The 20,933-nt window shown below is 66.4% G+C and carries 12 protein-coding genes and 2 riboswitches; of the genes, 2 read left to right on the top strand and 10 right to left on the bottom strand.

Annotated features, from left to right (window positions below):
- Positions 1–142: 142 nt before the first annotated feature.
- The gene (locus ACSFBL_RS06105) at positions 143–9,058 is read left to right on the top strand and encodes an autotransporter-associated beta strand repeat-containing protein (RefSeq protein ID WP_435514851.1); all 8,916 of its coding nucleotides are present in this window, start codon (positions 143–145) and stop codon (positions 9,056–9,058) included.
- Between the two features lie 4 nt (positions 9,059–9,062).
- Here the strand turns inward: ACSFBL_RS06105 and ACSFBL_RS06100 are convergent, their stop codons facing one another.
- Entirely contained in the window at positions 9,063–9,350 is a 288-nt protein-coding gene (locus ACSFBL_RS06100; protein ID WP_435514850.1) for a hypothetical protein, read from the bottom strand.
- A gap of 151 nt (positions 9,351–9,501) precedes the next feature.
- Complete coding sequence (locus ACSFBL_RS06095) at positions 9,502–10,131, bottom strand: flavin reductase family protein (protein WP_435514849.1); 630 nt, start codon at positions 10,129–10,131, stop codon at positions 9,502–9,504.
- A 98-nt stretch (positions 10,132–10,229) separates the two neighbouring features.
- Between ACSFBL_RS06095 and ACSFBL_RS06090 the strand changes: the two genes are divergently transcribed.
- Positions 10,230–11,117: a DUF3014 domain-containing protein gene (locus tag ACSFBL_RS06090; RefSeq protein WP_435514848.1), complete on the top strand. Its 888-nt coding sequence runs from the start codon at positions 10,230–10,232 to the stop codon at positions 11,115–11,117.
- A gap of 12 nt (positions 11,118–11,129) precedes the next feature.
- Here the strand turns inward: ACSFBL_RS06090 and ACSFBL_RS06085 are convergent, their stop codons facing one another.
- From ACSFBL_RS06085 to ACSFBL_RS06050, 8 genes are all read right to left on the bottom strand, one after another.
- The gene (locus ACSFBL_RS06085; RefSeq protein WP_435514847.1) at positions 11,130–12,428 is read right to left on the bottom strand and encodes an RNA polymerase sigma factor; all 1,299 of its coding nucleotides are present in this window, start codon (positions 12,426–12,428) and stop codon (positions 11,130–11,132) included.
- Positions 12,425–12,874, bottom strand: coding sequence for a YciI family protein (locus ACSFBL_RS06080; protein WP_435514846.1), 450 nt, complete (start codon positions 12,872–12,874; stop codon positions 12,425–12,427). The genes ACSFBL_RS06085 and ACSFBL_RS06080 overlap by 4 nt, the downstream gene beginning before the upstream one ends.
- A gap of 26 nt (positions 12,875–12,900) precedes the next feature.
- Positions 12,901–13,320, bottom strand: coding sequence for a YciI family protein (locus tag ACSFBL_RS06075; RefSeq protein WP_435514845.1), 420 nt, complete (start codon positions 13,318–13,320; stop codon positions 12,901–12,903).
- A gap of 146 nt (positions 13,321–13,466) precedes the next feature.
- Positions 13,467–16,376 (bottom strand): aminomethyl-transferring glycine dehydrogenase, encoded by a 2,910-nt coding sequence (gene gcvP, locus ACSFBL_RS06070; protein WP_435514844.1) that lies wholly within the window; start codon positions 16,374–16,376, stop codon positions 13,467–13,469.
- Positions 16,377–16,412: 36 nt separating this feature from the next.
- On the bottom strand, positions 16,413–16,787 hold the full coding sequence (gcvH, locus tag ACSFBL_RS06065) for a glycine cleavage system protein GcvH (protein WP_435514843.1): 375 nt from the start codon (positions 16,785–16,787) through the stop codon (positions 16,413–16,415).
- A 36-nt stretch (positions 16,788–16,823) separates the two neighbouring features.
- Positions 16,824–17,987, bottom strand: a complete 1,164-nt coding sequence (gcvT, locus tag ACSFBL_RS06060; protein ID WP_435514842.1) for a glycine cleavage system aminomethyltransferase GcvT — start codon at positions 17,985–17,987, stop codon at positions 16,824–16,826.
- Between the two features lie 45 nt (positions 17,988–18,032).
- Positions 18,033–18,145: riboswitch (glycine riboswitch) on the bottom strand.
- Positions 18,146–18,157: 12 nt separating this feature from the next.
- Positions 18,158–18,261: riboswitch (glycine riboswitch) on the bottom strand.
- Between the two features lie 38 nt (positions 18,262–18,299).
- A complete protein-coding gene (denD, locus tag ACSFBL_RS06055; protein ID WP_435514841.1) occupies positions 18,300–19,328 on the bottom strand; it encodes a D-erythronate dehydrogenase in 1,029 nt (342 codons plus the stop codon).
- Positions 19,329–19,356: 28 nt separating this feature from the next.
- Entirely contained in the window at positions 19,357–20,898 is a 1,542-nt protein-coding gene (locus ACSFBL_RS06050; RefSeq protein WP_435514840.1) for an ABC transporter permease/substrate-binding protein, read from the bottom strand.
- Positions 20,899–20,933 lie beyond the last annotated feature (35 nt).

Below are 20,933 nucleotides of genomic sequence, written 5' to 3'. Positions count from 1 at the left end.
TCAAGTTCATTGCTTGGGATACGTGCAGATTCGGATCAATAGACACCCTGATAAGGCAATGTCACATTGAAAACGTTCCGTCGTACGGCGCGGCGGTGATCGCAGAGCCCAGGGGCGGGGCTAAACATCATGGGAACGCTAAATGAACAGAGTATTCCGTGCTATCTGGAACGCGCGCACTGGACAGGTCGTAGTCGTATCCGAACGCACGAAAACCGCAGGTAAAGGAACGGCTGGCGGTATTTGCAGCGTGAGCTCGGGGTTTCGATTTGCCTTGCGAGCATTGGCCATCGGATTGGCGATCCACGCGTCGGCGTCGGCTCAAGTTTCCATTCCTGCGGGAACAAATATCGGCGCTTATTTGAATACGAACCTGAGCGCCGCCAACAACAATTTCATCCTTGCGGGCAATTCAACCTGGAACACGGTTGTTTCGCAGTCGGCGCCGCATGCACAACTGACGCTCGATGGTGCAGGAAATACGATCACGATCGGGGCCATTGCCGGTCCTATTCTCGCTCCGGTCACGAATGTAACACCAACGACAGCCACGATTTCGAACGCGACCTTTCTTGGGACAGCCGCCGACACATGGCCTGTCTTCTATCACGACGTTGCTGGCGTCACATCCAATTTGAACCTGAATGATGTCAGATTTTCCGGCTTCACGGGTGGCAGTGGCGGTGAAGGGAGTGTCATGCGCGTGATAAACGGACCGACGGTGAATATCACTGCGGGTGGCACGAACGGCATTACGTTTTCAAATAATACTGGCTTGGGTGATGCCGGCGGTGTGATTGGAATGTACGCTGGTACGCTGAATTTCAATGGAAAAGTTACGTTCGATTCGAACGCGACCGATAATTACGGCGGCGCCATTTCAATGTATCAAGCGGCGGGCGTGTTGAATTTCAATGGCCCAGTGAGTTTCTTGAACAATCATGCCAATCTATATTATGGAGGAGCAATCGACCTCTGGGGCGGCGCTTCAACACTGACCTTCAATGGTCCGACGACGTTTTCCGGAAATTATGTCAATAGCACCACGGCCAATACGCGCGGCGGCGCCATCAACGTCGGCGACTTGAGCCCGGGAACGGGCGCCTCTATCGTGCAATTCAACAACTCCGTCACATTTGATGGGAATTACGTCACCTCCTCCGCGCTTAACGGTAATGCGCGAGGCGGGGCCCTCAACGCATTCGGAAGCGGTGCCTCATACGATTATCGGTTCACCTTCACGGCGCCGGCCATTTTCACGAACAACTACGCGATCAAGACGGGAGGCGGGGCGGGCGGAGGCGGCTATGGCGGAGCAATTTTCTATGACTCATCCGCCGCCTCGGTCAGTTTGACTTCTGGTTCGCAATTTCTCAACAACTCCGCGTCAACCAGTGGTGGTGCCATTTATCTGCAGGCCGGCACGATATCGCTCGATGCGGCGACGGACAATATCCTGTTCCAGGGTAACCGTCAGGGCGTCTCCGTTTCCGGTGGACTGCCTGTTGCCGGCACCGGGACGCCCAATGCCATTTATGTCGGATCGTCGGGCAATCTCAATCTGAATGCCAATGCCGGGCAGCAGATCCGCTTCTTCGATCCGATCAGTTCGATTGCCGGGTCTACCGTCACGGTGACGAAGACAGGGGACGGGGAGGTTGTTTTCCACGGGGACAACGGCGCGACAACCCAGTTCGATTCGACCATCCAGGCGAATACAACTGTGCAGGGGGGGCTGTTCACCCTCGCTGATGGCGTGAACTACGGAAACACCGCTGGAGGTGCATTCCTGGTGAACACGGGGAGCGGCACGGCAGGAACGGTGCAGGGCGGCGCCAATTCCAGCTTGCGCGCGCTGACCCTCACGGTGGCAAATGGCGGAACCGTCAATGTGACGGGCGGCACCTTCACCCTCGACGCGCCGACGATCAATTTCCAGTCCGGCGCCCGATTCACGGGCAACGGGATCCTGGCTGCATCGGGCAACATCAATCTGACCGGGTCGGTGATCGCGGACACCGGCGCGGGCGACTTGAACCTGACGGGGCGCCTCACGGGCACGGGCGGATTGACGGTTCAGGGTGGAGGGGTACTGGAGCTTTCGAATGCGACGAATGCGAATACGGGCAACACCAGCGTAGCAGCTGGCGCGACGCTGGTCGGTACCGTCGCCAACGCCTATGCCACGAATACCAGCGTAACCGTGGACGGCACACTCGATCTCGCCCGGAACAACCTTGGTCAGACGGTCGGGAATCTTTCAGGCAGCGGGTCGATTCTCCTGGGTTCCGCGGTCCTGACCGATGTCAGCACCGCGGCCTCGACCTATGCCGGCACCATCACCGGGTCCGGAAGCGTCATCAAGTCGGGGACAGGAAACCTGACGCTTTCGAATCCGGCGAATACCTACACGGGAGGTACAGCCATCCTGGCCGGAGGCGGTACGCTGACCGCGACCAACGGCAGCGCGCTGGGATCCGGCGCGGTGGCAAACAACGGCGCGCTCCAACTCGATTTCGCGACCGACAGCACTTTCGCGAACGCGTTGACGGGCGCGGGCGCCCTGCAGAACGCCGGGGCAGGCGTCGCGACACTGACGGCGCCCAATTCGACCGCGGGTGCAGTGAGCGTGACTGGCGGCACACTTGACTTCGAACAGAACGGCGTGTTCGCCGCCTCGAGCCTGTCGACGGGTGCCGGCGCGACGACCAGTGTGGGCGGCAATTCCCAGCTGACTTTGACGGGTGCACTGACCCAGGCCGCGGGGTCTGCGTTGAACGTCGACATCGGCGCGGCAACGTCGATCACGGCCGCTTCGGCGTCGCTGAGCGGCGCGTTGAATGTGACCGGCTTTTCCGGCAATGCGCCCGCTTTGGCCAGTGCCTTGCCGACGACCTTCTACACCGTGATCCGAACCACCGGCTCGGGGATCACCGGCGATTTCACCAGCTTCGCGTCGAGCCCGGTGGCGAACCCTGTTGACTACCTGAGCCTCCGGGGGCAGCCGAACGGCGCCAACTACGACGTGGGCTTCGGACTGACTTGGCTGGCGGGCACGACATTGGGCAACGGCGTCTTTACCTTGGCGAATCCGGTTGACACGTTCAACGTCGACTTGGCGCTCGTCGACCAGGCACCTTCCGGCACCGGCTGGGACGGTACGACGCTGACAAAGAACGGCGCCGGCACGCTGTTGCTGACGGCCGACAACACCTACACCGGTGTCACGACGATATCCGCAGGCACGCTGCAACTCGGCAGCGGCGGCACCAGTGGCTCGATCACTGGCAGCGTGGTCGACAACGGCGCACTGGCCTTCAACCGCTCGGATGCCGTCGCCTTCGCGGGCACGATCAGCGGCAGCGGTGCGGTCCATCAGATCGGCGCCGGCACCACCACGCTGACAGCCGACAACATCTACACAGGTGGCACGACCATCACCGCCGGAACCCTGCAACTGGGCGGGGGCGGAACTACCGGCTCGATCGTCGGGAATGTGGCGGACGACGGCATCCTGGCCTTCAACCGCTCCGATGCCACCGCCTTCGCGGGCGCGATCAGCGGAAGCGGCGCGGTTCACCAGGTCGGCGCCGGCACCACGACGCTGATGGCCGACAACACCTACACAGGCGGCACGACGATCACCGCCGGCACCTTGCAACTGGGCAGCGGTGGCACCACTGGCGCCATCACGGGCAACGTGGTCGACAACGGCACCCTGACCTTCAACCGCTCCGATGCCGTCGCCTTCGCCGGTGCGATCAGCGGGAGCGGAGCCGTCCACCAGGCTGGCACCGGCACCACGGTCTTCACCGGCAACAGCAGCACCTTCACCGGCACCACCAGCGTCACGAACGGGACGCTGCAGGTGAACGGAACCCTGGGCTCCGCGGCCAGCGCACTGTCCGTGGCCGCCGGCGGCAGGCTCGGCGGCAACGGCACCATCGGCGGCAACGTGTCGATCGCCGACGGCATCCTGGCGCCCGGCTCATCGCCGGGCACGCTGACGATCGGCGGGGACCTGGCGCTTGCCGGCGCCTCGACCCTGAACTACGAATTCGGACAAGCCGGGGCACCCGGCGGCGCGCTCAACGACCTGACCGTGGTCGGCGGCAACCTCACCCTGGACGGCACGCTCAACGTCACGACCTCCAGTGGCGGCACCTTCGGCCCCGGGCTGTATCGCGTCATCAGCTACGGCGGCACGCTCACCGACAACGGCCTCGTGCTCGGCACCACGCCTCCGGGCAGCAGTACCTTCGTCAACACCGCCCTCGCCGGACAGGTCAACCTGGTGAACACGGCCGGCTTGACGCTCAACTACTGGGACGGCGCGAGCGGCGGCTTCAACGGCCGGATCGATGGTGGCAGCGGTACCTGGCAGGCTTCCAGTGCCGGCAATCTGAACTGGACCGAGGCCACCGGCGCAATCAACGCGCCCTATGCGGATGGCACCTTCGCCATATTCGCCGGCACGCCGGGCACCGTGACCGTGGACAACAGCCTCGGCGCGGTCCACGCGTCGGGCATGCAGTTCGCCACCGGGGGCTATGTGGTGCAGGGCGACCCCATCACGCTGGCCGCGGGCAGCAACATCCTGCGCGTCGGTGACGGCACCGGGGCAGGGGCGGGGTATGTCGCGACGATCGGCTCCGTGCTGGGCGGCACGGGCGGTGTCGACAAGACGGACCTGGGCACGCTGGTGCTCACGGCGGCCAACACCTACAGCGGCGGTACGACGATTTCCGCCGGCACGCTGCAACTCGGCGATGGCGTGGCGACGGGGTCGATCGTCGGGGATGTGGTCGACAACGGCACGCTGGCCTTCAACAACCCGGGCGTCACCAACTTCGCGGGAGCGATCAGCGGCAGCGGCGCGGTCCATCAGATGGGCGGCACGACGGTGCTGACGGCCGACAGCACCTACGGCGGCGGCACGACGATCTCCGCGGGCACGTTGCAGTTGGGCAGCGGCGGCACCACCGGCTCGATCACCGGCAACGTGCTCGACAACGGCACCCTCGTCGTCGACCGCTCGGATTCCGTGGCTTTGGCTGGCGTGATCAGCGGCAGTGGCGCGGTCCATCAAGCCGGTGCCGGCACCACGACGCTGACGGCCGACAACACGTACACGGGTGGCACGACGATTTCCGCCGGCGCGCTGCTGCTGGGCAATGGCGGTACGGCCGGATCGATTCGTGGCAACGTGGTCGACGACGGCGCACTGGGCTTCAATCGTTCCGACGCAGTGGGCTTCGGTGGCGTGATCAGCGGCAGCGGTGCGGTCGTGCAACTCGGCACGGGAACCACCACCCTGACTGCGGACAACACCTACACCGGCGGCACGACGATTTCGGGAGGCACGTTGCAACTGGGCAGCGGCGGCACCACGGGCTCGATCGTCGGCAACGTGCTCGACAACGGCACCCTGGTCTTCGACCGCTCGGATGCTGTCACCTTCGCCGGAGCCATCAGCGGTGCGGGTGCCGTCACCCAGGTCGGTGGAGGGGCAACCACGCTGACCGCGGCGAACACGTACACGGGCGGCACGACGATTTCCAGCGGCGTCCTGCAATTGGGCGCTGGGGGAACCACGGGTTCGATCGTTGGAAATGTGGTCGACAACGGCGCGCTGGCCTTCGGCCGCTCGGACGCCGTGACCTTCGCCGGCGTAATCAGTGGTACAGGGTCTGTCCAGCAGGTCGGCGGCGGCACGACCACGCTGACCGCCAACAACACCTATGCGGGAGGCACGGTGATCTGGTCGGGCGCGCTGGAACTGGGCAGCGGCGGCACCACCGGTTCGATCGTCGGCAATGTGGTGGACAACGGAACGCTGATCTTCAATCGATCGGATGCCGTGACCTTCGCCGGCGACATCAGCGGCGCGGGAGCCGTCCGCCACATCGGCGCAGGCACGAGCCTCCTGACCGGCAACAGCGGCACCTTCTCGGGCGCCACGAGCGTCACCGGCGGCACGCTGCGAGTGGACGGCACCCTCGGCAGCAGCGCCAGCACCCTGTCCGTCGCCACCGGCGGCACGATCGCTGGGCGTGGCACCTTCGGAGGCAGCGTGTCGATCGCCGACGGCATCCTGGCGCCGGGCCAGTCGATCGGCACGCTGACCATCGGCGGCAACCTGTCGCTCGCCAGCCCCTCGATCCTTCACTACGATTTCGGGCAGGCGGGTGTCGTCGGCGGCGCCTTCAATGACCTGACCGTGGTCAGCGGAAACTTGCTGCTCGACGGCACGGTGAACGTCACGGCACCGACCGGCGTTCGTTTCGATCCGGGGCTCTATCGGATCATCAGCTACGGCGGCACGTTGACCGACAACGGTCTCGCGCTTGGCGCCGTGCCAGGCGGCACCTCGCTCTACGTGCAGACGGCCCTTGCCGGACAGGTCAACCTCGTCAATACGGCCGGCTTGACGATCAATGTCTGGGACGGCGCTGGCCCGAAGTTCGACGGGGGCGTCAAGGGCGGATCAGGCATCTGGCAAGCCTCCGCCGGCAACGACAACTGGGCGGACATCTCTGGCGCGGTCAATTCGTCCTACACGGATGGGTCGTTCGCGATCTTTGCCGGCACGCCAGGCACGGTGACGGTCGACAACAGTGCTGGCGCCGTCACGTCGTCGGGCATGCAGTTCGCCACCAACGGCTATGCGATCGAGGGCGCCCCCGTCACGCTGGTTCCCGGCAGCCACGTCTTCCGCGTGGGCGACGGGACGGAGGCAGGCGCGGGCTATGTCGCGACCATCGGCGCCGCGTTGAACGGCTCCGGCGGCCTGGACAAGACCGATCTCGGCACGCTGGTCCTGACCGGGGCGAACGGCTATACCGGCGGCACGACGATCTCCGCGGGGACATTGCAGTTGGGCAATGCAGGCACTTCCGGGTCGATCGTTGGCGACGTGACCAACAACGGAACCCTGGCTTTCAACCGCTCCGACAGCTTCGAACTGAATGGCGGAATCAGCGGCACGGGTGCTGTCCGTCAGGTGGGCGCCGGCACGACCGTGCTGAGTGGGACGAACACCTACACCGGTGGAACGACCATCTCCCATGGAACATTGCAACTGGGCAACGGCGGCCCTACTGGTTCGATCGTCGGAGACGTGCTGAACAACGGCGCTCTGGCCTTCAATCGGTCGAATGACTTCACCTTCCCCGGGGTGATCAGCGGCACCGGTGCAGTCATCCAGGCCGGTGGCGGCACGACCACGCTGAGCGCCGCGAACAACTATGCGGGCGGGACGACGATCTCGGCAGGCACGCTGGCCGGTTCGGCGACCAGTTTCGGCACAGGTGCGATCCTCGACAACGCAGCGCTGATCATCGACCAGCCTGGCAACGCCAGTTTCGCCAATGCCCTCAACGGCACGGGGAGCTTCACCAAGTCGGGAGCGGGCGCTCTCGACGTCACGGGTACGAACGCACTGTCAGGCGCCACGACCGTGGCGGCGGGGCTGCTGGCCGTCAACGGCTCGTTGGCCAACTCCGCGGTCCAGGTGCTCGACGGCGCGACGCTGGGTGGCAACGGCATGGTCGGGGCCACTGCGATCCGTGCAGGCGGCACGATCGCGCCCGGCAACTCCGTCGGGACCTTGTCCATCAATGGCAACTACACCCAGGCTGCGGGATCCATCTACCAGGCGCAGGTGGTCCCGAACAGCACCGCGTCGGACCGGATCCAGGTCAGCGGCTCGGCGACGCTGGAGAGCGGCGCCGTCCTCAACGTGACCAAGGTCACGCCAGGCGCCTATTCCCTGAACTCGCGTTACACGGTGCTGACCGCCGGGAACGGCGTGACCGGCAGGTACACGCTCGGCGGAGACACTTCCGGCACATTCTTCAGACTCGTCGATTCCTACGATGCCAACAACGTCTACCTGATGCCCGAGCAGGTCAGGAATTTCGTCAGCGCCGCGCAGACTCACAACGAGATCGCGACTGCCCGGAGCCTGAATGACTTGCCCGATGGAAACCGACTGAAGGACGCGGTCGGCCTGTTGGAGACCGACGTCCAGGCGCGCGACGCCTTCAACCAGTTGTCGGGTGAGATCCACGCCTCCGCCAAGACGCAGATGATCGAGGCAAGCCATTTCGTGCGCGATGCATCGACCGATCGCGTTCGACAAGCCCTCTGCGCCGTCGGCGGCGCCGATCCCCGGATCAGTGCAAAGGCCATCGGCAAAGAGTCGACGCTCGCAGCCATGGAATGCAATCCGGACCGCCCCGTGGCCTGGGCGCGGTCCTTTGGATCGTGGGGCAGCACCGATGCGGACGGCAATGCCGCGAAACTGGATCGCTCGATCGGCGGTCTCCTCGGGGGCGCCGATCTGCGTGTGGCCGACACGTGGCGCGTCGGCATGATGGCCGGGTACAGCCGTTCGAGCTTCAACGCGCACGATCGCAACGCGTCGGGCAGCAGCGACGACTATGACATCGGCGTTTATGGCGGCACGCAATGGGGCGATCTGGGCCTGCGACTGGGAGCCGCCTACACGTGGCACGCCATCGATACCAGCCGCGCTGTTTCCTTCCCCGGCTATACCGATCGACTTGGCGGTAAATACAACGCGGGAACCACCCAGGTCTTCGGCGAACTCGGCCAACGCATCGACGCGGGGACTATCCAGTACGAACCGTTCGCGAATCTGGCCTACGTCAGGCAGTCAACGGACGGATTTCTGGAGCAGGGAACCGTCGGCGCCGTGAACGGCCGCAGCGACGCCACCAGCGCCACCTTTTCCACGCTCGGTTTGCGCGCCGCATCGACTTTCGAGGTGGGGGGCACCGACTGGACGGCGCGAGGCATGCTGGGTTGGCGCCATGCGTATGGGGGCACGGTGCCGACGAGTTTGCTCAGCTTCGACGGCTCCAGCGCCTTCAGTGTCGCCGGGGTACCCATCGCGCGGAACACGGCCGTGCTCGAACTCGGAGTGGAGGCGCCGATCGCCAGGAACGCCGTGTTCAGCATGTCCTATGCGGGACAGGCCGGCAGCGGCATGCGAGACAACGGCGTCCGCGCCACACTGAACTGGAAATTCTGACGGTTCAGCCTTTGGCTTGTCCTTCAAGACGGCGGCCTGCGTCCAGCGCGTAGACGACGGGCTTCTCGTCGGAAGTCTTGTGAGGTGCCGACCCTCCTTCTCCCAGCGGAACGTGCGTCGATCCATAGACCTCCCGCTCCAGCCGCTTGGCGCGCTCGGCGTACATGCGGGCCAGGGCGCCGTGATGCTCCGCCGCCGCCTGGTGCTCGATGCGGGCCAGGTGGGCCTCTTCAAGCAGCGTCATGACACGTCGCAAGTGGCCGTTTCGGTTGGGTTGGAAAAAACTGAACATCAGATCCTCCGTCGCTGAAGCCGTAACAAGCGTCGTTTTAACTTCAATTGACAGTTCGTGCGTGTAAGGCGGCGCCTACCTTAGGGGTAGACCGCACAGCCGATGACCACTTTGTTGGCAAAGGAGTAGATTGCGCGGTGGTCCTCTTGCACTACATCTCGTCGATCGACGTGCTGCGGGTCTCGCCTTGCGCGGCCAGGGAATAGCGTTCGCGCGTTTTCACATAGAAGCTCGCGCCGAAACGCCCCACCGGGAAGTAGTGCTGCAATCGGACGCGCCACGTTTCGGTGTCGATCAGTTCGTCGCGTGCATGCATCCAGCGGACCTGGCCGATGAAGATCTGCCGGCTTTCGGTTTCCAGCGTTTCCCACAGCGTGCATTCGAAGGCGACGGGCGCCTCGGCGATGCGGGGCGGCTTCACGGCGCTGCTGGGCAGGGCGGTAAAGCCGACGACGTCGAGTTCGCTCACATGCGGCGGGTGGCGGTCGCCGCAGCGGTGCATCTGTTCGGCGATGTCCTCGTCGGCGAGGTGCACGACGAATTCGCGGGTGCGCACGATGTTGGCGGCAGTGTCCTTGAGAACGCCGTCCTGCAGGCGGTTGACGCTGATCATCACGATCGGCGGTTCCTCGCCCAGCATGTTGAACATGCTGAAGGGCGCGGCGTTGACGATGCCGTCGGGGCCGAGCGTGGTGACGAGCGCGATCGGACGTGGCACGATCAGGCTTGCCATGAGCTTGTAACGCTGGTACTCGGTGAGGGTCGCGAAGTCGATGTTCATAAGGGTTCCAAGCGGTCACAGGGCGTTACGGTCGGGGTGCTGTCGTGGATTCAAATGGACCGCGCACATCCGACCGCCAATGAAAGGACGATTCCACCATGCCCGAACGGGACGCAGCAGAATTCAGGCCAGCACGCGAATCGTCGGTGTGGATGCTGGTGATCGTCGTCGTGGTGATTCTCGCGGCCGCGTTCGCGTGGTGGCGCTGGTCATTGCAGAAGGAAACGGCGTCGGAACCGCCCGTCGCGACCATGCCGCAGCCTCAAGGCGCGCCGGCCGACGCGCCGCCGCCGCAGCCCGTGGTCACGGGTCCGCAGAATCCGCTGGATGCGCTGGCCGAGCCCGACGCGACATTGCCTCCGCTCAACGACGCCGATGCCCGCGTGAACGCTGCGCTCAACGAGTTGCTGGGCAAGAAGGGGGTCGGATCCTTCCTGCAGACCGACGGCTTCGTGCGGCGCGTGGTGGCGACGGTCGACAACCTGCCGCGCGCACAGGCGACTACGCGCGTGTGGCCGACGAATCCGACGCCGAATCGCTTCACCGTGCAGGGCAATGGCGAGGCGAAGACGATCAGTCCCGACAATGGCAACCGGTACACGCCCTTCGTGCTTTTCGCCGAGTCGGTCGATCCTGGCCGCGCGGCAGCGCTCTACGCCAAGCTCTATCCGCTGTTCCAACAGGCCTATGAGGAACTCGGCTATCCGGGGCGCTATTTCAATGACCGTCTCGTCGCCGTGATCGACCACCTGCTGCAGACGCCGGTACCGACGGGACCGGTGCAGGTGAAGCTGACGGAAGTGAAGGGCGAGATGCAGTCCGAGCGCCCGTGGGTGCGTTACGAGTTCGTGGATCCGGAGCTCGAATCGCTGTCGGCGGGGCAGAAGATCCTGATCCGCATGGGTCCGGTCAACGAACGCCGGATGAAGGCCAAGCTGGCCGAATTCCGTCGCCAGATCGCGACCGGGGCGATCGCGAAGAAATAGTTCGGCGTCGGCTCAGTCGGCCGCCGACGCGGCCGCGCCGCCCGAGCAGGCGAGCGCGCGCATCAGCAGCAGCTTGCGTTCACGCCCGTTGCGCGTGAGTTCCGCGGCACGCTTGAATTCGACGTAGGCCTCGCCGCTGCGTCCCAGCTTGGCGAGCAGGTCGCCGCGCACGCTGGGCAGGAGGTGGTAGCCCTGCAGTTGCGGCTCTGAACGCAGCGTGTCGACGAGTTCCAGGCCCACGGCGGGCCCGAAGGCCATGGACAGCGCGACCGCGCGGTTCAGTTCCACGATCGGCGAAGGCGCGAGTTGCGCGAGCGCTTCGTAGAGGGCGGCGATGCGCGTCCAGTCGGTCTCGGCCGCGACGCGGGCCCGCGCATGACACGCCGCGATCGCGGCCTGCAGTGCGTAGGGGCCCAGCGCGCCGCCGAGCTTTTCGGCACGCGCCAGCGCAGCCAGGCCGCGCCGGATCAGGATCTGGTTCCAGCGCCCGCGGTTCTGGTCGAGCAGCAGGATCGGGTCGCCATTGGCATCGACGCGCGCCGCCGAGCGCGATGCCTGGATTTCCATCAGCGCGACCAGGCCGTGGACCTCCGACGCTTCGGGCATGCGTTCGGCCAGGATGCGGCCGAGCCGCAGCGCTTCCTCGCACAGCGCTGGACGCATCCAGTCGTCGCCGGCGGTGGCGGCGTAGCCCTCGTTGAAGACCAGGTAGATGACTTCGAGCGCCGACGCGAGCCGCGCAGCCAACTCGCTGGCGCGTGGCGCCTCGAAGGGGACGCGCGCGGCGGCCAGCGTTCGCTTGGCCCGGACGATGCGCTGGGCGATGGTCGCTTCGGGCACGAGGAAGGAGCGGGCGATCTCGTCGGTGGTGAGACCGCCGAGCAGGCGCAAGGTCAGTGCGACGCGGGCTTCGGGCGAGAGGACGGGGTGGCAGGCGGTGAACACCAGGCGCAGGATGTCGTCGCCCACGTCGTCGTCGATCGCGGCATCGACCGCTTCGGCGAAATCGGCTGCGGCCATGGCGTGCCGGGCATCCAGTTCCCGGCTGATTTCGTCTTCCTTGCCGGCGTGCAGCGTCCGCTTGCGAAGCAGGTCGATCGCCCGCCGCTTCGCCGTGGCGGTGAGCCAGGCGCCGGGGTTGTCGGGGATGCCTTCGCGCGGCCACTGTTCGAGCGCGGCGACCAGCGCGTCTTGCGCCAGTTCCTCGGCGATGCCGACGTCGCGCACCATCCGTGCGAGCGCACCGATGATCCTGGCGGATTCGATGCGCCAGACGGCGTTGACTGTGCGGTGCGCGTCGGCCGTCGTCACGGGTGCGGCCGCCCCGGGTCGTCGCGCGCGGCGGCGCGTTCGCGCAGCAGCTCCTCTTGCTTGCGGAGCTCGGGCGTGAACTCGGCGCCGAAGTCCTCGGCCTCGTACACCTGCCGCAGTTCCAGCTCGACGTTGCCATTGCCGTCGATGGGCGGCCATCGCTTGGCCCATTCGAGGGCTTCATCCCGCGACTTCACCTGGATGAGCGTGAAGCCTGCGATCAGCTCCTTCGCCTCCGCGAAAGGCCCGTCGGTGATCGTCGGCTTGCCGCCGTTGAACTTGATGCGCGCACCCTTCACGCTCGGCTGCAGGCCCATGCCGTCGAACATCACGCCCGCCCTGATCATTTCCTCGTTGTATTTCATCATGTCGGTCACGAGCTGCTCGGTGGGCATCATGCCGGCCTCGGTGTCCTTGTCGGCCTTGCGGATGATCATGAATTTCATGGTCGGATCTCCCTGCGGACGGGCGGTCAGGGCTTCCTGGCGGCCATTTCGGCCGCAAGGCGCTTTTCCTGCTCGCGCAGTTCGGGGGTGAGTTCCGTGCCGAAGTCTTCCATCTCGAAGACCTGGCGCAGTTCGACTTCGTCGCCCTCGAAGGGGGCGCGCTTGAGCCATTCGATGGCCTCGTCCTTCGAGCGGACCTGCCAGAGCCAGAAGCCGGCGATCAGCTCCTTGGTCTCGCTGAAGGGGCCGTCGATCACGGTCCGCTGCTTGCCCGAGAAGCGCACCCTGGCGCCCTTGGCACTGGCCTGGAGGCCTTCGCCGGCCAGCATGACGCCGGCCTTGACCAGCTCTTCGTTGTACTTGCCCATCGCGGTCAGCTGGGCCTCGGTGGGAAGGATGCCGGCTTCGGAGTCCTTGCTGGCCTTGACTATCACCATGAATCGCATGTCCTTGCTCCTTGGTTTGAATCGGGAGCCCGGCATCCGGTCGGTGTGACCGGGGCTTTTCCGGGGCTCTACTTCAACGTCGAAGCGGCGACTGCGAGATCGACAGCTTTTCGACCGTCGTTGTAAAAAAATGTTGACGCGGCGATTCAGGCCTTGGCGTAGTCGCCCACCGGCACGCAGCTGCAGAACAGGTTGCGGTCACCGTAGACGTTGTCGACCCGCCCGATCGGCGGCCAGTACTTGGCCTGCTTGAGCGTTGCCAGCGGGAAGCCGCCGAGCTCGCGCGAATACGGGCGGGTCCATTCGGTGCCGAGCAGGCTCACCGCCGTGTGCGGCGCGTTCTTCAACGGGTTGTCGTCCTTGGGCCAGACGCCTTCCTCGACGCGGCGGATCTCGCCGCGGATGGCGATCATCGCGTCGATGAAGCGGTCGAGCTCGGCCAGCGGCTCGCTCTCGGTCGGCTCGACCATCAGCGTGCCGGGCACCGGGAAGCTCAGGGTCGGCGCGTGGAAGCCGTAGTCGATCAGCCGCTTGGCGACGTCCTCGGCGGTCACGCCGCTGGCGTCCTTGAGCGGGCGCAGGTCCAGGATGCACTCGTGCGCGACGTGGCCGTTCGGGCTGGCGTACAGCGTGGGGTAGTGGTCCTTCAGGCGCGAGCTGATGTAGTTGGCGCTGAGGATGGCGATCTCGGTCGCGGCCTTGAGGCCGACGGCGCCCATCATCCGGCAGTACATCCAGCTGATCGGCAGCACGGCCGCGTTGCCCAGCGGTGCCGCAGACACGGCGCCCACGCCGTGCGAGGCGATGCCGCCGGTCGCATGCCCGGGCAGGTAGGGCACGAGGTCCTCGACCACGCACACCGGCCCGACACCGGGCCCGCCACCGCCGTGCGGGATGCAGAAGGTCTTGTGCAGGTTGAGGTGGCTCACGTCGCCGCCGAACTCGCCTGGCGCGGCCACGCCGACCAGCGCGTTCATGTTGGCACCGTCCACGTACACGCGGCCGCCGTGCGCGTGCACGATCTCGCAGAGTTCCTTCACGCGGGTCTCGAACACGCCGTGCGTGCTGGGGTAGGTGATCATCACCGCCGCGAGCTTGTCGCCGTGCGTGCCGCAGGCGCGCTTGAGGTCGTCGATGTCGACGTTTCCTTCGGCGTCGCAGGCGGTCACGACCACCTGCATGCCGACCATCTGGGCGCTGGCAGGGTTGGTGCCGTGCGCCGAAGAGGGGATCAGGCACACGTTGCGATGGCCTTCGCCCTTCGCTTCGTGGAAGGCCTTGATCGCCAGCAGGCCCGCGTATTCGCCCTGCGAGCCCGCGTTGGGCTGCAGGCTGATGCCGGCATAGCCCGTGGCCTCGCAAAGCCACGCGCGCAACTGCTTGTCGAGCTGCGCGTAGCCTTGCAGTTGCTCGGCCGGCGCGAAGGGGTGGATGTTCGCGAATTCGGGCCAGGTGATCGGGATCATCTCGCTCGTCGCGTTGAGCTTCATCGTGCAGCTGCCGAGCGGGATCATGCTGCGGTCCAGCGCGAGGTCCTTGTCGCTCAGGCTGCGGACGTAGCGCAGCATCGCCGTCTCGCTCTTGTGGGTGTTGAACACCGGGTGCGCGAGGAAGTCGCTGGTGCGGCGCAGGTCCTCGGGGATGCGCGGCGTGATGCGGCCGCTGAGGTCCTCGAAGCGCGGCATCGGCTTGCCGGTCGGCACGAAGAGGGCCCACAGGGTCTCGATGTCGGCGCGCGTCGTGGTCTCGTCGAGCGAGATGCCCAGGTGGTTCTGCAGGCGGTGGCGCAGGTTGAAGCTGGCCGCCTCGGCGCGTTCGAGGATCTTGGCGGTGTCCTCGCCGGTCTTGACGGTGACGGTGTCGAAGGCGGTCACGTTGACGAGCTCCCGTCCCATCTGCTCCAGGCCCTGCGCCAGCACCGCGGTGAGCGCGGCGACGCGCTGCGCAATGCGCCGCAGCCCTTGCGGCCCGTGATAGACCGCGTACATGCTGGCGACCACGGCCGGCAGCACTTGCGCGGTGCAGATGTTGGAGGTGGCCTTCTCGCGGCGGATGTGCTGCTCGCGCGTCTGCAGTGCGAGGCGGTAGGCGGGCGCGCCGTGCGTGTCGACGCTGACGCCGACGATGCGGCCGGGCAGCGAACGCTTGTATTCGTCGCGGCACGCGAGGTAGGCCGCATGCGGCCCGCCATTGCACATCGGCATGCCGAAGCGCTGTGTGGTGCCGCAGACGATGTCCGCATCCCATTCGCCGGGCGGCACCAGCAGCGTGAGCGCGAGCAGGTCGGCCGCCACGCAGAAGGCGGCGCCGAACTGGTGCGCGTGGCCCGCGAGCGGGCGCAGGTCGTGCACGTGCCCAGTGGTGGCGGGGTATTGCGCCAGCACGCCGAAGAATTCACTGCTCGCCATCAGGTGCGGCAGGGTCTCGGACACGGTGCTGACCTTGACCTCGATGCCCAGCGGCGCGGCACGCGTCTTGATCACTTCGATCGTCTGCGGATGGCAATCGCCCGACACCAGGAAGACGTTGCTCTTGCTCTTCACGCTGCGCTTGGCCAGCGTCATCGCCTCGGCGGCGGCCGTCGCCTCGTCGAGCATCGACGCGTTGGCAATGGCCACGCCCGTGAGGTCGCAGACCATCGTCTGGAAATTGACCAGCGCCTCCATCCGGCCCTGCGAGATCTCGGCCTGGTAGGGCGTGTAGGCCGTGTACCAGGCGGGGTTCTCCAGCACGTTGCGCAGGATCACGCCGGGCGTGTGCGTCCCGTAGTAGCCCTGTCCGATGAAGCTGCGCGCCACCTTGTTCTTCGACGCTATCGCCTTGAGTTCGGCCAGCGCGTCGGCCTCCGTCAACGGTGCCGGCAGGCGCATCGGCCGGCTGCGGCGAATGGCCGGCGGCACGATGCCGTCGATCAGTTCGGCGCGCGTCGTCGAGCCGACGGCAGCCAGCATGCGCGTCTCGTCCGCGGCTTCGATGCCGATGTGGCGCGCGATGAATTCCTCGGCGTTCTCGAGTTCGCCGAGCGAGGGGAGGGTGGGCAGGACGGGCGTCGACATGGAGATGGTCGTTGGGTCAGGAGAGGCAGTGGAGGATCAGTTGTCTTCGGCGAACTTGGCGTAGGCGGTTTCGTCCAGCAGCGCTTCGAGCTGGGTCGCGTCGCTGACGCGGACCTTGAAGAACCAGCCGGCATCCATTGGCGCACTGTTGGCGAGCGACGGGTCGGCGCGCAGCGCCTCGTTGACCTCGGTGATCTCGCCCGAAACCGGCATGAACACATCGGCCGCAGCTTTCACCGACTCGACCACGCCCGCGACCTCGCCCTGGCTGAAGGTCTTGCCGACTTCCGGCAGGTCGACGAAGACCACGTCGCCCAGCGCGTCCTGCGCATGCACCGTGATGCCGACGGTGACGAGCGTTGCATCGTCCTGTTTGACCCACTCGTGGTCCTTGGTGTACTTGATGGTCATGAATGAAGCTCCTTGGGTAGTTGGGTATTGGTGGGGTCAGCCTCGGTAGTAGCGGGCAGGAACGAAAGGCATGGTGCTTACTTCCATGAGCACGGGCTTCCCCCGCACGACGGCCTGGATGCGCGTGCCCGGCTCCGCATAGGCCAGCGCGACATAGGCGATGGCGACTGGCCGGTCGACCGTCGGTCCGAGCAGACCGCTGGTCACATGGCCGATGGCGACGCCTTCGAATGATTCAAGGAGCGTGCCATCGCGCACCGGAACGCGATCCAGCGCCACGAGGCCGACGCGTTTGCGCTTCAGCGTCTCGTGATCGAGGTGGCCCGCCGTGCCGCTGGCGGCCGTGAGTTGCGCGAGGATCCGCGCCGCGCCGGGAAAGCCGCCTTCGCGTGCGCCGCCCGTTCGCCGCACTTTCTGCATCGCCCAGCCGAGCGATGCCTCGACCGGCGTGGTGGTTTCGTCGATGTCGTTGCCGTAGAGGCAGAGCCCGGCTTCGAGGCGCAGCGAATTGCGCGCGCCCAGCCCGACGGGCTTGACCTCCGGCTGGGCGAGCAGCAGGCGGGCCAGGGCTTCCGCATCCTTGGCCGCGACGGAAATTTCGAAGCCGTCCTCGCCCGTGTAGCCGCTGCGCGTGACGAAGGCCGGAAGGCCGCCGATCTGCACGGCGCCGCCGGTCATGAAGACGAAGCGCTCGACGCCGGGCGACAGCCGGGCGAGCGCCGCCGCGGCCTGCGGCCCCTGGAGCGCCAGCAGCGCTTGGTCGGGCATCGGCAGGACCTGGCAGCGCTGGCCGATCTTCGCCGTGATGTGCGCGAGGTCGGCCACCTTGCAGGCGCCGTTCACGATCACGAACAGCGAATCGTGCCCTTCGTTGAAGAACATCAGGTCGTCGAGGATGCCGCCCTCGTCGTTGAGCAACAGGCCGTAGCGTTGCTTGCCCGGCGCGAGGCCGATCACGTCGACCGGCATCAGGGTCTCGAAGGCTGCCGCCGCATCGGGGCCGACCAGGCGCAACTGGCCCATGTGCGAAATGTCGAACAGGCCGGCGGCCTCGCGCGTGTTGCGGTGCTCGGCCATCAGGCCTGCGGGGTATTGCACCGGCATCGAATAGCCCGCGAAGGGAACCATGCGGGCGCCAAGTTCCACGTGCAGGGCGTGAAGCGGTGTCTTCAGAAGATCGTCGGTCGATGCGGAGGCCAAGGCACTCTCCAAAGGGGCAGTCCAGATCCATGACCGAAGCCATGGGCCACCCCTGCTGTCCGCTTTACCTGAGAGATTCGCCCCACGATCGGGGTTTGCTCCTTCGGTGGACGGCCCTCCGACTCGATGACGGGCCGCCTCTCTCCAGCAAGGAAACGCCCGTGTGGAGGGGCGCCTCGTCAGTCCTTTTGCCTGAGCGTTCGGGCCCTTGTGATGGGGGGACCTGCGCCTTCGGCGGCACCGCTGTCGCGGGGCTCTCTCCTGACGGGAATGAGTGTAAGGGATTGGCGGCACGCCGGCCGCCGAATTCGTTCAGCCTGACGGCGCCTGCACGGACACCTTGATCGCGCCCGGATTCTCGCGGACGTATTCGAGGATCACGTCATCGAAGCTCGCGTCGGCGTCGAGCCCGAGCGCACGCGCGCGCACGGTCTCGAAGCGTCCGGGCCAGCTCTTCACGATGCGGCGGATCGCAGGGTCGGGCGTGCGGTCGAGCAGGTTCGTCGCTGTGGTTCCCGCGACGCGGCCGAGTGCCGCGGCCATCTCGCCGACGGTGGTTGACAGCGATGGGAGATTGAGCGCAGTGCGCGGTCCCCATTGCGCGTCGCTCGCTTCGGCTGCGCGAACAAGCCCTTCGATGGTGCGCGTCGGCGACGCGATCGCCACCGGCGTTTCGTCCGCCACAGGACAGGCCGCGCGAACGCCGGCGAGCGGCTCGCGGATCATTCCGCTGAAGAAGCCAGAGGCCGCACCGTTGGGCATGCCCGGTCGCACGCTGACCGTCATCAGCCGCACGCTCCGGCCGTTGATGAAGCCCTTGCGCGTGTAGTCGGCCACCAGCTGTTCGGCGATGAACTTCTGGATGCCGTAGCTGGTCTGCGGCGTGGGCAGGGTGCTGTCCGTGATGACCTCGGGCAAGGGCTGCTCGGGCGAATTGCCGTACACGGCGAGCGAGCTCGAGAAGACCAGCGTCGGCACGGTGCCCAGCTTGCGGCAGGCGTCGAGCAGTGCATTGGTGGCGGCGAAGTTGCTGCGCATGCCGAGATCGAAGTCGGCCTCGCATTCGCCGCTGACCGCCGCGGCCAGGTGGAAGAGCAGCGTGGTGTCGCGCGGCACAGCGCGTTCGGGCGCGCTGGTGAGCAACTCGTTCAGATCGCCGACGACCGCGGTCACGCGCGGATCCTGCGCCAGATCTTCAGGTGGTGCCACGCGGTCGACGAGCGTGATGCCCTCGATCGACGCAGGCGTGGCACCGGCCAAGGTGAGATGCCCGCGAGCGAGCAGGGTGCGGGCGAGTCGTGCGCCGACGAAGCCGGCACCGCCGGTGATGACGATGTTCATGGACGAAGGATCCTCCAGGTGGGCGGTTTCAGTCTTGCATGCGCCGGCGCATCACGTAGTCGATGGTCTCGAACAAGGCCTCGCTCAGCAGCGCCAGCACCGCGGCCGGTACGGCGCCTGCGAGCAGCAATTCGCGGTCGTTGAGCGCAAGCCCGGTCACGATGCGCTCGCCGAAGCCGCCGGCGCCGATGAAGGCCGCGATGGTCGCCGTGCCGATCGCGATCGTCGTCGCGGTGCGCACGCCCGCAAGGAGCGTGGGGAGCGCCAGCGGCAGCATCACGACCTGCAGGTTCTGCACCCCGGTCATGCCGAGGGCAGTGCCTGCCTGCCGCAATCCGGCGGGAACCTCGGCCAGCCCGGTGACGGTGTTGCGCATGATCGGCAGCAGCGCGTAGAGCGTAAGCGCGACCAGCGCCGGCAGCGTGCCGATCGCGCCCATCAGCGAGATCAGCACGGCGAGCATCGCGAGCGAAGGAACCGTCTGCAGCAGGCCCGTCAGCCCGAGCACTGTCGCGCGCGTCCGCAAATGAGGAAAGACCAGGACGCCCAGCGGCACCGCGATGAGGATCGCGAGCCCGACGGACACCGCGACGAGCATCAGGTGTTGCCGCGTCAGCCGGCCGAGGTCGGGGCCGAGCAGCTTGGCCATGAAGCCGCGCGAGCCGGCGTCCTGGGCACCGGCCGGGGCCGCCTTCGCAACGCCCTGGCCCTGTTGCGCCAGGAAGTCGCGGGCGATGACGTCGAAGGCCACGCCCTGCAGTTCGGCACGTGCGTTCATCGCGATCATCGCGCGCTCGTCGATGCGCCCTTCAAGCTTCTGGAGCGCCGCCCAGGCCTTGGGCGCGCGCGTCGTGACGTCCAGACGGTAGAGCACGACAGCGTCGTAGCGCGGGAAGTAGCCGAGGTCGTCCTGGAGCACGCGCAGGCCGAGATGGTCGATCTTGGCGTCGGTGGTGTAGATGTCGATCACGTCGATCTGCTTCGCGGCGATCGCGTCGTAGGCGAGCCCGTGGTCCAGGCCGGTCGGCGTCTGCTTGAATCCATAGCGCGTGGCCAGGCCCTGCCAGCCGTCCGCGCGGCCGATGAACTCGTTGGACAGGCCGAGCTTCAGCTCGGGGTGATTCGCCAGATCGCTCAGCGTGCGCACGCCGAGGCGGTCGGCATCGGCGGCCCGCATGGCCAGCGCATACCCGTCGTTGAAGCCGAGCGGAATCGCAACGCCGAGGCCGAGCGGCAAGAGGGCCGCGTTCATGGCTTCGCGCGTCATCGACTGGGGGCTCTTGAGAATTTCCAGGGCGATGGTGCCGGTGTATTCGGCGTAAAGGTCGATGCCACCCGAGAGCAGGGCTTCATAGACGATCGCGGTGTTGCCCAGCCCTTGCCGGACGATGGGCGGTGTCGGCGTTTGCGGCGCTGCGGTCTGCGCGAGCACCTCGGCCAGGATGTACGACTCGGTGAAGCGCTTGGAACCGATGCGCAGGCTTTCCGCCTGCGCGCGCGCGAACGTGGCAGCGCAGAGCAGACCCAGGCAGATCAGGGCGGCGAGCCATGGGCGGCGCGACGAAAGCATCGGCCCAGTGTATCGGCGCGCTGTGGGGCTGGCTC

Origin of the sequence: Variovorax glacialis (genome assembly GCF_051216375.1) — a bacterium.
Lineage (GTDB): Bacteria > Pseudomonadota > Gammaproteobacteria > Burkholderiales > Burkholderiaceae_C > Variovorax.
The sequence above is the reverse complement of the archived record's forward strand: the minus strand, read 5'-3'. Positions and strand labels throughout refer to the sequence as shown.

Excerpts from the sequence above, each read along its gene's own strand:
- ACSFBL_RS06090 (WP_435514848.1), top strand. The coding sequence starts at position 10,230 with ATGCCCGAACGGGACGCAGCAGAATTCAGGCCAGCACGCGAATCGTCG.
- ACSFBL_RS06075 (WP_435514845.1), bottom strand. The coding sequence starts at position 13,320 with ATGCGATTCATGGTGATAGTCAAGGCCAGCAAGGACTCCGAAGCCGGC.
- ACSFBL_RS06105 (WP_435514851.1), top strand. The coding sequence starts at position 143 with ATGAACAGAGTATTCCGTGCTATCTGGAACGCGCGCACTGGACAGGTC.
- ACSFBL_RS06095 (WP_435514849.1), bottom strand. The coding sequence starts at position 10,131 with ATGAACATCGACTTCGCGACCCTCACCGAGTACCAGCGTTACAAGCTC.
- ACSFBL_RS06080 (WP_435514846.1), bottom strand. The coding sequence starts at position 12,874 with ATGAAATTCATGATCATCCGCAAGGCCGACAAGGACACCGAGGCCGGC.
- denD (WP_435514841.1), bottom strand. The coding sequence starts at position 19,328 with ATGAACATCGTCATCACCGGCGGTGCCGGCTTCGTCGGCGCACGACTC.
- gcvH (WP_435514843.1), bottom strand. The coding sequence starts at position 16,787 with ATGACCATCAAGTACACCAAGGACCACGAGTGGGTCAAACAGGACGAT.
- ACSFBL_RS06050 (WP_435514840.1), bottom strand. The coding sequence starts at position 20,898 with ATGCTTTCGTCGCGCCGCCCATGGCTCGCCGCCCTGATCTGCCTGGGT.
- ACSFBL_RS06100 (WP_435514850.1), bottom strand. The coding sequence starts at position 9,350 with ATGTTCAGTTTTTTCCAACCCAACCGAAACGGCCACTTGCGACGTGTC.
- gcvP (WP_435514844.1), bottom strand. The coding sequence starts at position 16,376 with ATGTCGACGCCCGTCCTGCCCACCCTCCCCTCGCTCGGCGAACTCGAG.